General features: G+C 69.5%; 15 protein-coding genes. 4 read left to right on the top strand and 11 right to left on the bottom strand.

What is annotated here, in order from left to right; genetic code table 11:
- Positions 1-5: 5 nt before the first annotated feature.
- On the bottom strand, positions 6-1,154 hold the full coding sequence (locus NVS89_RS05175) for a mandelate racemase/muconate lactonizing enzyme family protein (RefSeq protein WP_258731433.1): 1,149 nt from the start codon (positions 1,152-1,154) through the stop codon (positions 6-8).
- A 193-nt stretch (positions 1,155-1,347) separates the two neighbouring features.
- Here NVS89_RS05175 and NVS89_RS05170 point away from each other — a divergent pair, with 193 nt between their 5' ends.
- On the top strand, positions 1,348-2,277 hold the full coding sequence (locus NVS89_RS05170) for a dihydrodipicolinate synthase family protein (protein WP_258731432.1): 930 nt from the start codon (positions 1,348-1,350) through the stop codon (positions 2,275-2,277).
- Between the two features lie 12 nt (positions 2,278-2,289).
- Here NVS89_RS05170 and NVS89_RS05165 read toward each other — a convergent pair whose 3' ends face one another.
- Both NVS89_RS05165 and NVS89_RS05160 read right to left on the bottom strand, forming a co-directional pair.
- The gene (locus NVS89_RS05165) at positions 2,290-3,399 is read right to left on the bottom strand and encodes an ABC transporter ATP-binding protein (RefSeq protein WP_258731431.1); all 1,110 of its coding nucleotides are present in this window, start codon (positions 3,397-3,399) and stop codon (positions 2,290-2,292) included.
- A 39-nt stretch (positions 3,400-3,438) separates the two neighbouring features.
- Positions 3,439-4,761, bottom strand: a complete 1,323-nt coding sequence (locus NVS89_RS05160) for an ABC transporter substrate-binding protein (RefSeq protein ID WP_258731430.1) — start codon at positions 4,759-4,761, stop codon at positions 3,439-3,441.
- 378 nt (positions 4,762-5,139) lie between these two features.
- On the opposite strand from NVS89_RS05160, the gene NVS89_RS05155 reads away from it, so the two are divergent.
- Complete coding sequence (locus NVS89_RS05155) at positions 5,140-6,123, top strand: D-2-hydroxyacid dehydrogenase family protein (protein ID WP_258731429.1); 984 nt, start codon at positions 5,140-5,142, stop codon at positions 6,121-6,123.
- A 50-nt stretch (positions 6,124-6,173) separates the two neighbouring features.
- Here the strand turns inward: NVS89_RS05155 and NVS89_RS05150 are convergent, their stop codons facing one another.
- From NVS89_RS05150 to NVS89_RS05120, 7 genes are all read right to left on the bottom strand, one after another.
- Positions 6,174-7,475 carry a TRAP transporter large permease gene (locus tag NVS89_RS05150; RefSeq protein WP_258731428.1) on the bottom strand — a complete coding sequence of 434 codons (1,302 nt, stop codon included), beginning with the start codon at positions 7,473-7,475 and terminating at the stop codon, positions 6,174-6,176.
- Complete coding sequence (locus tag NVS89_RS05145) at positions 7,472-7,981, bottom strand: TRAP transporter small permease (RefSeq protein WP_258731427.1); 510 nt, start codon at positions 7,979-7,981, stop codon at positions 7,472-7,474. The genes NVS89_RS05150 and NVS89_RS05145 overlap by 4 nt, the downstream gene beginning before the upstream one ends.
- A gap of 92 nt (positions 7,982-8,073) precedes the next feature.
- On the bottom strand, positions 8,074-9,102 hold the full coding sequence (gene dctP, locus NVS89_RS05140) for a TRAP transporter substrate-binding protein DctP (protein WP_258731426.1): 1,029 nt from the start codon (positions 9,100-9,102) through the stop codon (positions 8,074-8,076).
- 325 nt (positions 9,103-9,427) lie between these two features.
- Positions 9,428-10,165: an SDR family oxidoreductase gene (locus NVS89_RS05135; RefSeq protein ID WP_258731425.1), complete on the bottom strand. Its 738-nt coding sequence runs from the start codon at positions 10,163-10,165 to the stop codon at positions 9,428-9,430.
- Positions 10,166-10,188: 23 nt separating this feature from the next.
- Entirely contained in the window at positions 10,189-11,184 is a 996-nt protein-coding gene (locus NVS89_RS05130; protein ID WP_258731424.1) for a 2-hydroxyacid dehydrogenase, read from the bottom strand.
- Positions 11,185-11,262: 78 nt separating this feature from the next.
- A complete protein-coding gene (locus tag NVS89_RS05125) occupies positions 11,263-11,910 on the bottom strand; it encodes a DUF4286 family protein (RefSeq protein WP_258731423.1) in 648 nt (215 codons plus the stop codon).
- A 22-nt stretch (positions 11,911-11,932) separates the two neighbouring features.
- On the bottom strand, positions 11,933-12,253 hold the full coding sequence (locus tag NVS89_RS05120; protein WP_258731422.1) for an NIPSNAP family protein: 321 nt from the start codon (positions 12,251-12,253) through the stop codon (positions 11,933-11,935).
- Between the two features lie 129 nt (positions 12,254-12,382).
- Here NVS89_RS05120 and NVS89_RS05115 point away from each other — a divergent pair, with 129 nt between their 5' ends.
- Together NVS89_RS05115 and NVS89_RS05110 are read left to right on the top strand one after the other, a co-directional pair.
- A complete protein-coding gene (locus tag NVS89_RS05115; RefSeq protein ID WP_258731421.1) occupies positions 12,383-13,243 on the top strand; it encodes an amidohydrolase family protein in 861 nt (286 codons plus the stop codon).
- 179 nt (positions 13,244-13,422) lie between these two features.
- Positions 13,423-14,181 (top strand): TetR/AcrR family transcriptional regulator, encoded by a 759-nt coding sequence (locus NVS89_RS05110; protein ID WP_258731420.1) that lies wholly within the window; start codon positions 13,423-13,425, stop codon positions 14,179-14,181.
- A gap of 13 nt (positions 14,182-14,194) precedes the next feature.
- Here the strand turns inward: NVS89_RS05110 and NVS89_RS05105 are convergent, their stop codons facing one another.
- Complete coding sequence (locus NVS89_RS05105; RefSeq protein WP_258731419.1) at positions 14,195-14,950, bottom strand: 2-keto-4-pentenoate hydratase; 756 nt, start codon at positions 14,948-14,950, stop codon at positions 14,195-14,197.
- Positions 14,951-14,958: the final 8 nt, after the last annotated feature.

Genomic DNA, 14,958 nt, shown 5'->3' with positions numbered 1-14,958 from the left:
CGGCCTCAGCCCTTCAGCGCCTCCACCGCCCGCCAGTCGACCTCGAGCCCGAAGCCCGGCGCCTCGGTGAGGTGGACCCGGCCATCGCGATACTGCGCGCCGCCGTGGAAGATGCGGTGGTGGATCGGGTGCATGTCCGGGTCGCCTACCGATTCGGCCGCGAAGGCGGCGTCGCCGAGCGCGGAGACGAGGTGAGCGTGCAGGTGTGCCGCCGTGTGCGGGGCCACCATCACCCCCTTCATAGCGGCGTAATGGGCGATGCGCAGCGCCTCGCTGAAGCCGGCATGGCGGGTGCAGTCGAACTGCACATAGCCGAGCGCACCGGAATCGATGAACTCGCGCACCGTGAAGCGGTGCCACTCGCGCTCGCCATGGGCGAGGGGGATCGGGCAGCGGGCGGCGGCGCGGGCGAAGTCGGAGGGCTGCAGGTACCAGTGCAGCGGCTCTTCCAGCCAGAAGATGTCGTAGCGCTCGACCGCGCGGGCGAAGCGGATGCAGCCCTCGACATCGACGGGCGCGTTCATGTCCAGCATCAGCAGCACGTCGGGCCCGATCGCCGCGCGCACCGCCTGCACCCGCGCCACCTCGTCTTTGAGCGAGAGCGCCCCGGTCTTCAGCTTCACCGCGCGGAAGCCGTCGGCGACGAAGGAGGCGAGCTCGTCGGCGCAGGCGAGCGGGGATTCCCCCTCGACGTAAAAGCCGCCGACCGCATAGGTGAAGACGTCGGTTCGATTGCCGCCGAGCAGCCGGAACACGGGAAGCCCCGCCGCCTTGCCGCGCAGGTCCCACAGCGCGATGTCGATGCCCGCCATCGCCGCCATGAACTGTGGGCGCTGGTTGCGCGGCAGCGGGGGCGGCCGGGCGTCCCACGGCCCGCTGCCGCCCGGGCGCGGCACCGTGACGGCGAATAGCCGGTTCCAGATCTCCTCGGGCGCCAGCGGGTCGAGGCCGGTCAGCACCGGCGCAATCATGTCGAGCAGCGCGCACACGCTCGCCTGCGGGCCGGTCGAGATTTCGCCGATGCCGACGAGCCCGTCGTCGGTGCGGATCTCGACCAATACGAGCTGCGCGGTGTCGAAGGGCTCGTGCGCCGTCCAGCGCACCTTGTCGAAGCGGGCAGTCAGCGGGTGGACGCGCATGTCGGTGATCTTCATGGCGCAGCGCTCTCCCGGTATCCATCCTCGCTGGACGCTAGCGTGCGCGCGAAGCGGCGGCTGTCGCCCACCGGACAAGCGCTACCCCGGGCCGGTGCGTGGGGAGCCGCGCAAGAGCACTTGTCGTTTTGCCGACACCGCTCTCGGATGGCGCCCGCTAACGTGCGATGCTCGCCGAAGGGAGACCCGCCTCATGCTGCTCGACGCCACCGCCTCCGGCCTGTTCCCGATCGCGCCGACCCCGTTCACGCCCTCCGGCGCGGTCGACTTCGCCTCGGTGGACCGGCTGGTCGAGCGCTATCTCGCCGCCGGCGCGACCGGGGTCACCGTGCTCGGCATCATGGGCGAGGCGCCCAAGCTGGAGCCGGACGAGGCGCTCGCCATCACCGCCCGCTTCATCGACGGGTTCGGCGACCTGCCGGTGGTCGTCGGCGTCTCGGCGCCGGGCTTCGCCGCCATGCGCGCGCTCGCCCGGGCGGCGATGGAGCGCGGGGCCGCGGGCGTGATGATTGCCCCGCCGCCGGCGCTGCGCACCGACGACCAGATCACCGGCTATTACCGCCAGGCGGTCGAGGCGATCGGCACCGACATTCCCTTCGTCATCCAGGACTATCCGCTCACCCTGACGGTGCAGATGACCCCGCAGGTCATCCGCCGCATCGTCGAGGAGAACCCCTCCTGTGTGATGCTGAAGCACGAGGACTGGCCGGGGCTGGAGAAGATCTCGGCGCTGCGCGGCTTCCAGAAGGACGGCTCGCTGCGCCCGCTCTCGATCCTCACCGGCAATGGCGGGCTGTTCCTCGATTTCGAGATGGAGCGCGGCGCCAACGGCGCCATGACCGGCTACGCCTTCCCCGAGATGCTCGCCGACGTGGTGCGGCTGCAGAAGGAAGGGCTGCGCGAGGAGGCGCACAATCTGTTCGACGCCCATCTGCCGCTGCTGCGCTACGAGCAGCAGCAGGGCGTGGGCCTCGCCGTGCGCAAATACGTGCTGATGCGCCGCGGCTTCATCGCCAGCGACGCCCAGCGCAAGCCCGGCTCCGCGCTCACTCCCGCCGCGCGGGACGAGGTCGACTACCTGCTGGCCCGCCTCGCCCGCCATGACGGGCGGGCGCGCCTGTAGGCGGCTCGTCCTTCACGAGCGTCCGACGACGCGGCCGGTGCTGGTGTCGATGATGTGCATCTGGTTCAGGTTGGCGGCAAGGCCGAGCGGTTGGCCCTCCCGCGCTCCGCTGTCGGGCGGCAGCCGGGCGCAGAACTCCGTACCCGCCAGGCGGAAATAGACGAAGCTCTCCAGCCCCACCGGCTCGACGATGTCGATCAGCGCGTCGAACACGGCATGGCCGGGCGGCAGCGGCTGGCGGGCGACGACGATGTGCTCGGGCCGCAGGCCGAGCAGCAGGTCGGAGCGCCCGGCGAGCCGGCCATAGCAGTGCCGGCGGTCGGCCGGCAGGTCGAGGCTCAGTTCCGACCCCAGCCGCAGCGCCGGCCCGTCCGGCCCGCCGACCAGCTCGGCCGGCACGAAGTTCATCGACGGCGAGCCGATGAACCCTGCCACGAAGTCGGTGGCCGGGGTGTGGTAGAGCTCGTGCGGGGTGCCGATCTGCTCGATCCGCCCCTTGTTCATCACCACGATGCGGTCGGCGAGGGTGAGCGCCTCCACCTGGTCGTGCGTCACATAGACGGTGGTGGTGCGCACCTTTTGCCGCAGCCGCTTGATCTCGGTACGCATCTGCACGCGCAGCTGCGCGTCGAGATTGGACAGCGGCTCGTCGAACAGGAACACCTTGGGCTGACGCACGATGGCGCGGCCCATGGCAACGCGCTGGCGCTGGCCGCCCGAGAGCTGCTTCGGCTTGCGCGCCAGCAGGTCCTCGATGTTGAGGATGCGCGCCGCCTCGCCGACGCGCTCCTCGATCAGCGCGCGCGGCACGCGCTGCTGGCGCAGGCCGAACGACATGTTCTCCTTCACCGTCATGTGCGGGTAGAGCGCGTAGCTCTGGAACACCATGGCGATGTCGCGGTCCTTGGGCGCGACGTCCGTGACGTCGCGCCCGCCGATGGTGATGAGCCCTTCGGAGACCTCTTCCAGCCCGGCGATCATGCGCAGCGTGGTCGACTTCCCGCAGCCGGAAGGCCCGACCAGCGCGACGAACTCCTCGTCCGCGATGCTGAGATCGATGCCCCGCACCACGTCGTGGTCGCCGAACCGTTTGACGACGCCTTGAAGGTTGACTTCAGCCATGTGTCACCGTCGATCCCCGGGGCCCCTCGCAGCCGCGCCTCACGCCTCGCCCCGCAGCAGCTTGGCGCCCTGCTGGTTGAACTGGGCGGCGGTGATGTTGCCGCGCACGGCCTCCTGCCAGTAGGGTGGGATCTTGTCCTGGAAGTTGGTCCAGTATTCGTGCGCGTAGGGCGGGGTCCACCAGGTATCGAGATGGTCGAGCGACATGCGGATGAAGCGGTTGTCCTGGAACACCGGCCGCTTCGACAGCGAGGTGCGCACCGGCGGCACCATGCGGTTGGCGGTGAAGAGCATCGCCGCGTCGCCGCTGGCGATGAACTTCATGAACTCCCACGCCGCCTCCTTCTCCTTGCAGCTCGACACCATCATCGGGCCCTCGGGGTTGGCGATCATGTAGTGCTTGTCGCCGACGCGCGGGTTCTGCGTGCCCTGGATCTTGTCGCCGAGCGCGGTCATCAGCGCCGGGCTCGCATGCGGGCCGTAGAACCACATGCCGCAGCGGCCCTTCTCCATCAGCGCGTAGAGCTCGCGATAGCCGTCCGTGGCGGCGGTCGGCTGGGCCGAATGGTCGCGCAGCGCCATGCCGAGCCACTTGTCGGTCACCTCGATCGCGGCGGGTGAATCGAAGTCCACCGTGCCGTCCGGGGTGGCGAACTGCACGCCGGCGCTGGCCCAGATCGGGAAGATCACCTGGATCGCCGAGGCGGTCTGCCCGCGCATGGCGAAGCCGTAGCGGTCCGGCGCCTTCGTCAGTGCCTTGGCGTCGGCGATCAGCTCGTCATAGGTCTCCGGCGGCTTCAGATTGGCGTCGTCGAACCAGTCCGCCCGGTAGTAGAGGAAATAGGGAATGCTGGTCTGGGGCAGGTAGAGGAAGGGTTGGTCCGGCTTGGAGCGGGTCTGCTCCATGACGTTGTGAAAGAAGTCCGACTTCTCGTCCCACGCGTTGAAGCGGTCCTCGATCGGCTCGAGGATGCCGTTGTCGAAATAATCCTGCACCCAGTACTGGATGGTGTTGATGACGTCCGGCGGCGCGCCGGCGGCGTAGGAGACCACCAGCTTCTTGCGCGCCTCCATCACCGCCATGTTGGCGTCGAGCGCGACCTCGATGAAGTCCTGCGACTTGTTGAACATGTCGACCGAATCGACCGAGATCTTCTGGTGGTTCGGGTTGTCCGCCCAGTTCCAGTAGGTGAGCTTCACCTTCTTGCGCACGGCGGGCGCGGCCACCTGCGCATCGGCGCGCTTGGCCGTGGCCAGCACCGCCGCGCCCCCTGCCGCGAGGCCGAACACCTCGCGGCGCGAGAGCGAAGGGCCGGTGGCCCGGCTCGGGCGTTGACTATCGTCGCGTGCGTTGGTCGTCATCGTTTCCTCCGGGTCATTGTTCTGGTTCGGCCGCATGTTCCGCCGCGCCGTCGGGCGCGTGCGAAAGGTCGCATCGGGGCAACTCGTGTCGGGGCCGGTCGCCGCGGCTCGCCGGCGGCCCCTCTTCGCAGTAAAGGCGCGAGGAAAATAAGCGGATCGCCCGGGCGTTAATGTCGTCTGGCCGACACGGGCGGTGGTATCGGACGGCTATGCGAGGACGTCCGGCGCCGCCTCGCGGGCGGCCGCGCCGCGCCGTCCCGTAGGGCCGTGGGGGGAATGACTTACTGGGCATGACTTGCGATTGACTTGCTCATCGGCCGGCGGCGGACAATCGTGCCCGGCATCGGCGGACATCGCCGCAGGTTTCGGGAGGACGGGATGAAGGTTGCGGTACTCGACGACTGGCAGCGCATCGCTGCGCAATGCACCGACTGGTCGGCTCTCGCGGCGCGGGCCGAGATCACGTTCTTCCACGACAGCCTCAAGGATGAGGCGCAGCTCGCCGAACGCCTCGCCCCGTTCGACATCCTCCTCACCCTGCGCGAGCGCACGCGCTTTCCCGCCAGCCTGACCGCCCGGCTGCCGCGCCTGCGCCTGCTCAACGTCACCGGCATGCGCAACCTCTCGGTCGACGTGGCGGCGCTCGAGGCGCGCGGCGTGGTGGTCTGCCGAACCGAATCCGGGGAGGGCGGCGAATCGACCTCCGAGCTCGCCCTGTGCCTCATGCTCACCGCCGCGCGGCGGGTGGCGGCCGGCGACGCCTCGGTGCGCGCGGGCACGTTCCAGTCCGGCATCGCGCCGGGCATCTCGCTCAAGGGGCGCACGCTCGGCCTGATCGGGCTCGGCCGCCTCGGGCGCATGGTCGCCGGCTATGCCGCCGCGCTCGGCATGCGCGTCATCGCCTGGAGCCCGCACCTCACCGCCGAGCGGGCGGCCGAGGCGGGCGTCGCCTACGCCTCGAAGGAGGAACTGCTGCGCACCGCCGACGTGGTGAGCCTGCACCTCGTGCTGGCGCCGCAGACGCGCGGCATCATCGGTGCGGCCGAGCTGGCGCTGATGAAGCCCGGCGCCATCCTCGTGAACACCTCGCGCAGCCCGCTGGTCGACACGCCGGCCCTCATCGCGCGGCTCAACGAGGGCACGCTGCTGGCGGGGCTCGACGTCTATGACGAGGAGCCGCTGCCGGCCGGCCATCCGCTGCTCAGCGCGCCCAACGTCGTGCTGTCGCCGCACCTCGGCTACTGCGTCGAGGAGAATTTCGAGGTGTTCTACCGGCAGTCGGTGGAGAACGCGCTGGCCTTTCTCGACGGCGCACCGGTCCGGCTGATGCCCGCTTCCGCCGGCATGCCTGTCGCGGCCTGACCAGCGAACGGCTACCGGGCCGGCGGTGCCGGCCCGGCAGGGTGCCGCGCTCACATCGCGCCGGCCCATCGGGGGATGGTCAGCGAGATCTGCGGGAACAGGATCAGCGCCAGCAGCACCAGCATGTCGACCAGCACCAGCCACCAGATGCCGCGGAACACCTTGTGCGCAGGCACGCCGGTGACGCTCGAGACTACGAAGCAGTTCAGCCCCATGGGCGGCGTCACCAGCCCGATCTCCACCGTCTTCACCAGGATGACGCCGAACCAGATCGGCTCGAAGCCGAGCCGCAGCAGCAGCGGGAAGATGATCGGCAGCGTCAGCACCATCACCGCGAGCTGGTCGAGGAAGAAGCCGAGGATCAGCAGCAGCACCAGGATCATCGAGAACACGACCCAGCGGTCGACCCCGGCCGATTCCACCGCCTGCACCAGCATCTGCGGCACGCCGCTCAGCGTGACGAAGATGCCGAACACCGACGCGCCGGCGATGATGGCGAGGATCATCGCGCTGTTGCGGGTGCCGTGGGTGACCGCCTTCACGAAGCTGCGCAGCGTCATGCGGCGCATGGCGAGCGCGATCACCAGCGCCGCCGCCGCGCCCACCGCGCCGATCTCGGTCACCGTGGCGGCGCCGCTGTAGATGGCGGCCAGCAGCATGACCATGAGCAGCATGACCGGCCAGACGGTGGACAACGTCTCCACCCGCTCGCGCAGCGGGAACCGGCCGGGCGCGGTGGGCGCCAGCGCCGGGTTGTGCCAGAGCGACAGGCGGATAGCGAGCACGTAGCCGAGCGCGGTCAGCAGGCCGGGCAGGATGCCGGCCAGCAGCAGCGCGCCGACCGAGGTCTCGGTGATGATGCCGAAGATGATGAAGGCGATACTCGGCGGGATCATGATCGACAGCGTGCCCGACATCGCCATCACGCCGGTCGCGAAGGAATCGTCATAGCCGTAGCGCCGCATCTCCGGGTGCGCCGCACCCGCGAGCGTGCCGGCCGCCGCGCTGCTCGAGCCGGAGATGGCGGCGAGCATCGCGCCGCCGAAGATGACCGCATAGGCGAGCCCGCCGCGCATGTGCCCGGACCATTTGTAGAAGGCGCGGAAGATGTCGGCGGTGAAGCCGCCGGCGGTGAGGAACTCCGCCATCAGGATGAACATGGGCAGCGTCGACAGCGTGTAGCTCGCCACCTGCTCATAGGGGGCCGTGCTCATGACGCCGGCCATGGTGTCCCAGCCCGCGACCAGGTAGACCCCGACGCCGCCCGCCACCAGCATGGTGAAGGCGACGGGCATGCCGTTGAGCAGCAGGACCAGAAGAAGCACCGTAACGATGAGGACGATCGCGGTCACAGCTCGATGTCCTCGACTTGCCGGTGTTCTTCGGGGAAGAAGATCTCGACCGCCAGACGCAATGTCAGGACGAGGCATCCCAGCGGAAAGCAGATGAAGCTGATGTAGACGGGCATCTGCACGATACCGATCGTGGTCTCGCGCATCTCTATCTTGTGCAACGCCTCGATGCCGGCGTACCAGGTGACGATGCCGAACGCCGCCGCCGCCAGCAGCGCGTTCAGCCGCTCGCTGAGGCGCAGCGGCACCCGCCGCAGCCACGGCTTCAGCACGTCGAGCTGGATGTGCCCGCCGGTGGTGTAGTTCCGGGGCAGGGCGAGAAAGGCGAGCATCACCATCGAGAAATAGCCGGTGAACTCGAAATTGCCGGGCAGGGGGTGGTGGAAGAGGTAGCGGCCGGCGGCATCGATGGTCAGCGAGCACAGCATGACCACCAGCATGCAGCCCGCCACCGTCATCAGGGCGCGCTCGAGCAGGTCGAGCACGCGATGGATGAGTGCAAGCATCGCTCGTGTTCCGGAATGTTCGGGGAGGGGCGTGCCCCGGCCTCGCCATCGGCGGGCGCCCGCCGCGGGGCACCCGCCGTCGCGCGAAGGGTTCAGTCTTCCGCCGCGAGGTTGCTCTTGAACTTGGCGATCACCGCCTTGCCGTCGAGCGAGCGCTGGTCCATCTGCGCCAGCCAGTTGTCGACCACCGGCTGCAGCGCCGTGTCGAGCTGCTTGAGCGCGGGTTCGGGCAACGCGAACACGGTCTTGCCGAGCTTGCGCAGCCGCTCGTGCTCCTCGATTTCGAGCCGCATATAGGTCTCGACGCACTTCTCGCCCGCCTCGTGGCCGGCCTCGGAAATCGCCTGGCGGACATCGTCGGGCAGGGCGTCCCAGCGGTCCTTGCGCATGGGGGCGATGAAGGGCGAGCCGCCCCAGCTCGCATTGGTCGACATCGAGCCGAGCACCTCGTCGAGCTTGTAGGCTGGCAGCGCCTGGGTCGAGATGATCGAGCCGTCGACGGTGCCGCGCTGAAGCGCGAGATAGAGGTCGGAGGCGGGCACGCGCACGCCCACCGCGTCGATCGCGCTCAGCGCCATCTCGGCGCCGGCGCCCGGCACGCGCAGCTTCTTGCCGCGCAGCTGGTCGATGCTGGTGGTCGGCTCCTTGGTCACCATCTGGAACTGGTAGGGCGAAGTGACGAAAACCCAGACCGGCACGACGCCGATCTTGGCATATTCGGTCTTGGCGAGGTCGTCCTTGGCGAGCTTCTCGAAGGCGCGCTGGGCCTTCATCGTGTCGTCGAAGGAATACATCCCCGGCAGCTCGAGGAAGGTGGTGAGCGGGGTGAGCTGCGGCGTATAGCCGGCATTGTGGATCGAGATGTCGGCGATCCGGTTGCGCACCGAATCGAGCTGGTTGAAGGCCTTGGCGAGCTGCTCGGCGGGGAAGCGCTGGAACGTCACCTTGCCGGGCACGCGCTTCTCGACCCCCTCGATGAAGGGGTTGATACAGCCGAGCGTCACGAAGTGATGCTCGGGGAACTGGTAGGAGATCTTGAGCGTGATCGGCTCCTGGGCGAGCGCAGGGGCGGCGACCAGGGCGGCGCCGACGCCGAGCATGAGCGCATGCAGCTTCTTCATCTGGGTTTCCTTTCCTCCCTGCGGCCCGGGCGGGCAGCGCCGTTGCTCTGCGGCAGCGTGCGATGTCCACCGGCGTTCGACATGGCGTGAGCGTCGTTCCGGCGAGGGAACGTTGGGGTAGGCCGCTATTTGTATTATTATATCATGAAAGGGATCTTGACCACCGCTTTCCGCATGGTCAGCGCGAAGCCGCTCAGCTAGGGAAAGGGTGGCAGGCTTGCGCAGCCGGAGGCCGGCCGTGCCGGCTCGCGGGGATTCTGAATCCCAGGAGCAAGGGCTCGGCGAGGCCCCCGTCGCTGGTGAAAATGCAAGCGTCGTGAGGCGGCTAGAGGCTCAGCCCGCCGTCGATCACGTGGACATGCCCGGTCGTGTAGGCCGACAGGTCGCTGCCGAGATAGACCGCGAGCTCGGCGATCTCCTCGGGCGTGCCGAGCCGGCCCATGGGCTGGCGGGCGACGAAGGCGGCGCGCGCCTGCTCGTAGTCGCCCTGCGCGCGGATCCGCTCCTCCAGCGAGGGCGACTGCACCGTGCCGGGCGCGATGGCGTTGCAGCGTATCCCTGCCTTCACATAGTCGATGGCGACCGAGCGGGTGAGGCCGATCACCGCCGCCTTGGTGGTCGCGTAGACGAAGCGGTTCGGCACCCCGGCGGGCACGCCCGACACCGACGACATGTTGATGATCGACCCGCCGCCGCGGGCGATCATGCCCGGCAGGAAGGCGCGGATCATGCGGAACTGGGAGCGCACATTGATGTCGACCGCGCGGTCGAAATCGTTGTCGCTGGCGTCGAGCAGGCTGCCGGCATGCACGATGCCGGCGCAGTTGAACAGGATGTCGGCGGGCCCGGCCGCCTGCGCATAGGCGGTGATCGCCGCGGCGTCGGTGACGTCGAGCTGTGCGGTGGCGATCGAGGGCCCGTCGAGGCCGGCGAGCTTTCCGGCGTCGAGATCGCTCGCCAGCACGTGCGCGCCTTCTCGGGCGAAGGCCAGCGCGGTGGCGCGGCCGATGCCCTGGCCCGCCGCGGTCACCACCGCGACCTTTCCTTCCAAGCGCCCGGTCATCGCGTTCCGCTCCCTCGCCCCGTTCAACCCGCCCGGTCGCCGCGCGCCGGCAGATGCGCGGCCTCCGGCACCGGGGTCAGCGGCACGCCGCGGCCGAACCAGGAGACGAGGTTGTCGACGCACAGATCGGCGACGGCGCGGCGCGTGCGCTGCGAGGCCGAGGCGATGTGCGGCAGCAGCACGGTGTTCGGTGCGTCGAGCAGCGCGCTGGGCACATGCGGCTCGTCGGCGAACACGTCGAGCGCGGCGCCGCGGATGACCCCCTTGTGCAGGGCCGCCGCCAGCGCCTCCTCGTCGATGGTGCTGCCGCGCCCGACATTGACCACCACGCCGTCCGGCCCCAGCGCCTCCAGCACCCCGGCATTGATGGCCTTCTCCGTCGCCGGCCCGCCCGGCGCCACGCAGACCAGCGTGTCGACCGCCTTCGCCAGCTCCATCAGGCTCGCATGGTAGGCGTAGGGCACGGCCGGGTTGGGCGAGCGGTTGTGGTAGGCGATCGGCACGTCGAACGCCGCCAGCCGGCGGGCGATGGCGGTGCCGATCCGTCCCATGCCGAAGATGCCGATCGAGCGCCCGCGTAGCGTCGCCGCGCTCAGCGGATAGTTGCCCTCGCGCTCCCAGCGGCCCGAGCGCAGCCAGGCCTCGGCCGGGCCGAACTCGCGCACGCAGCTCAGCAGCAGGCCGACCGCGACGTCGGCCACCTCCTCGTTCATCACCTCGGGCGTGTTGGTCACGACGATGCCCCGGCCCGCCGCGTGCCGGGCGTCCACCGCCTCGTAGCCCATGCCGAAATAGGAGATGATCTCGAGGTTCGGCAGCGAGTCGATGAAGGCCGCGTCGAGGGGCGTCATCGCCGCCGCCACGCCGCGAATGCTGCGCACCACCTCCGGCGCCAGCAGCGCGGCGTCGGGCCGCTCGGTCCGCACCAGCCGGAACTGCTCGCCGATGCGCTCGACGGCATGGGAATGCAGGACGCCGCTCGGCACGAGGATGCAGATGTCGGGGAAGAGGCTCGTCACGGTCTGGTCTCCTGGATCTGCGCATGCGTGCCGCCGGCTCCCGCGCGGGCGATTTCGCGGGCCGGCGGTGCGGGCCTGTCAGGCCGGCCGGGGAAAGGAGCTTTCCCGGCGCCGCTCATAGGGCATGTAGACGTTGACGCAGTCGAGGTGGCGCCGCGCCTCCTTCAGCGCCGCCACCGCGCCGGGCGGCGGCTCCCACGGCGCGTGGAGCTCGATCAGCGCGATCACGTCGGTGCCGTCGTGCTGGTGCGCCTCGAACACGCGGATCTGCGCCGTCTCCGGCTGGCCCTCATAGATGGCGCGCAGTCCGTCGGTGACGGTCTCGGCCATTCCCTCCGGCACCTGGCAGAACCGCCACAGCGCCAGCCGCGAGAACGAGCCGGCCTGCCCCAGCAGGGCGCCGCCGGGATAGATCTGGCGGGCGCCGGCGCGGTACTGGCCCCAGACCTTGCCCACGATCCGGTGGGTCCAGCGGGTGTAGTTGCGGCCGGCGATCTTCGCGTAGTCCGGCCCGTCCAGCACCTCGAGCGATTCGAGGTCGTAGAGCGCGATGTAGCGCGGCCAGCCGGACAGGCAGACCATGCGGGTCGCAGTAAGGAAGCCGGGCGTGTCGCGCCGCTCGGGAAAGTGTTCGGTGTCGTACCATTGCTGGAACTCCTCCTCGAAGCTGGCGGCGGGTTCCATGGTGGCGAGCATCAGGCCGGTCTGCCGTGCCGTGGCGTTCATCTGTGGCGTTCCCTCGCAGCCTTCACTGCATCGGCGAGAAGTCGGTCGGCGCGAGAAAGCGGTTCTCCGTGTGTACTAGCCATTCGCCGGCGCCCATGCGGCGCAGATAATCCTGCCAGGCCGCGTCGGCGAACATCTCGCGCCGCCGCGCCTCGCGGTCGGCGAAGCTGTCATAGCCCCACAGATGCACGACCTGATTCGGTTGTCCGTCGATTCCCGTGAACCATCCCAGGCAACGGCCCAAATATTTCTGCTGTATGGGCCAGCCGAATTCCCGGTAGAAGGCGACGAAGTCTCCCACCTTTCCCGGCTTCACCGTGTAGATACGCATATCGACGATCATACGACCTCCCGCGCGGCGGCTGTCGTCAGCCGTTTTCCTCCCGCGCCGCCCGTTGCATCTTGACGCCAGCTTATTCATAGATCACTCAATAAGAAGTCACAAGAGCCTCGGCCAACGGGAGGAACAGTCATGGAGCCGTGCCAAGGACCCCGCGAGACCACGCGCCCGCCCAGCTTCGCGGTGCCGCCTCTCGCCTGCGACTGCCATTCCCACATCCTCGGGCCGGTCGAGCGCTACCCCTATGTGGAGAACCGCAGCTTCACCCCGCCGGACGCCTCGCCGCAGGCCTATCTCGCCATGCTCGGCGCGCTCGGCATCGAGCGCATGGTGGTGGTGCAGCCGAGCGTCTACGGCGCCGACAACCGGCGCACCGCGGACGCGGTGGGCGAGCTCGGCGTCGGGCGGGCGCGCGGCGTCGCCATGGTGGGCCAGAATGTCGACGCGGCCGAGCTCCGGGCGCTGGACGATGCCGGCATCCGGGCCACGCGCTTCATTACCACGGCCGGCGGCGGCCCCTCGCTCGACAACCTGCCCGGTGTCGCGCGCAAGGTCGCCGAGGTCGGCTGGCACATCGAGATGTACGTGCCGCTCGACACCTGGCCGAAGGTGCTGCCGGTGATCGAGACGCTACCCGTGTCGGTCGTGTTCGACCATATGGGCGGGCTGAAGGCCGACGTCCCCGACGACGACCCGATTCTCGGCCAAATCCTGCGGCTGCTCGACACCGGCCGGCACTGGGTGAAGCTGTGCGGCTACCGCAACTCGCAGACCGGCTATCCCTATGGCGACGTCACGCCGCTCGCGCGCCGCTTCGTCGAGCGGGTGCCGGAGCGCTGCGTGTGGGGAACCGACTGGCCGCACACCGCCATCAAGGGCCGGATGCCCGACGATGGCGAGCTGCTCGACCTGCTCGGGGAATGGGTGCCGGACGTCGACACGCGCAAGCGCATCCTGGTCGACAATCCGGCCCGGCTCTACCGCTTCGCCTGAGGTCGGCGGTAGGCTGCTTCCCTTTCCGATGATGGGCTGCTAGCGCTTAGCGACCAGCCCTTCCAGCCCCGGGGAGCGAGATTGCGAGCGTGGACCTGAAGTCGAGACAACGTCAGCAGCCCGCGGCCGCCGCGGCCCCGTCCACGACGGCACCGCGGGAGGTCCGCCAGCGGCGCCGCATGCTCGCCTCCGAGCGCGAGGAGCTGATCCTCGACCAGGCCACGCGCTACTTCGCCGAGTTCGGGCTGAGCGCCGGCACCATCGAGCTGGCGCGCCGGATCGGCATCACCCAGCCGCTGCTCTACAAGTACTTCCCGACCAAGGAAGCGCTGCTGGTGCGCATCTACGACCGGCTGTTCCCGCAGAACTGGAGCCCGGCGCTGGAAGCGCTGCTGGAAGACGAGACGCGGCCGGTGCGCGAGCGCCTGACCCAGTTCTACCAGCAGTTCACCCGCACCGTGCTCACCTATGACCACGTGCGGCTGTTCCTGTTCAGCGGCCTGACCAACAGCGCGCTGAACGCCCGCTACTACACGATCCTGACCGACCGGATCTTCACGAGGATCATCGCGGCGCTGCGCACGGAATATGTCGAGGCGCCCGAGGGCCCGCCGAGCGAGGACGAGATGGAGCTGGTGCAGTCGCTGCACGCCTGCATCTACCACGTCGCCTTCCGGCGCTGGCTGCACGACCTCACCGTGGAAGGCGATCTCGACGCGCTGATCGCCCGCAAGATCGACTTCTATCTCGACGGCGCCGCCGCCAGCCTGAAGGCGCTCGACGCTGCGAAGCCGCGCCCCGGCAGCGCGGGGAAGGCGGCGGCGACATCCGGTGCCAAGTCTAGGGCGACCGCCGGGGCTGCGAAGGGCGCCGTCTCACCGCGCAAGGGCGCAGCCAAGCCGGCGACCCGCGCGTCGAAGACCTCGAACCGCTCCTGAAGGCGCCGCGCCTTCACCGCGAGAACGAGACCTCCAACCGTCCGAACGGCCCCGCATCGGCCTCCACCCGGTCGCCGCGCTCGGCGAACTGCAGGCCGGTATAGGTGCCGGTGGTGAGGAACGTTCCTGCCGGCAGTCGGCGGCGCCGCGCCGGGGCGGCGAGGAAGGCGAGCGCGGTGCGCCGCGGATCGCCGTCGCCATGCCCGCCTATGCCCTCGGCCACCACGCGCCCGCTCAAGGACAGCCGCACCGGCAGCCGCTCGAGATCGACCGAGCGCCAGCCGGCCAGGGCCGGGCCGGTGACGACCGCGCCGTTCGACATGAAGTCGGCGGCGCGGTGCAGCAGCGGCGTGCTCCTGTAGCTGGCAAAGCGGGTGTCGACGATCTCGATGAGCGGCAGCGCCGTGACGATCGAATCGAAGCGCGCGGCGTCCCAGTCGAGATCGTCGGCCGCGACCTCCCGGTCGAGACGGAAGGCGATCTCCAGTTCGACGCCGAGCAGCGGCACCAGGTCGGCCTCGATCGTCGCCGGGCTGGCGAAGACACGCGAGGCGAGAACCGCGCCCCACATGACGCTCGCGGGGTCGGTGCCGGCCAGCTTGTAGCCGGCGACCTTCTCGCCCGAGAGCGCGAGCACGCGGTCCTGCACCGCCGCAGCATCGGCGAAGCTCTGCGGGCGCGCCTCCTCGGGGAGGGCGGCAAGCAGCCGGAGGCTGCTTCGCGCGGCGTTCAGAAGCTGCGCGGCCCGTTCGATGCCGGCCTCGTTCATGTTTTGGC

This window comes from Ancylobacter mangrovi, assembly GCF_024752355.1.
GTDB lineage: Bacteria > Pseudomonadota > Alphaproteobacteria > Rhizobiales > Xanthobacteraceae > Ancylobacter > Ancylobacter mangrovi.
This window is presented reverse-complemented; position numbering and strand designations above follow the sequence as displayed.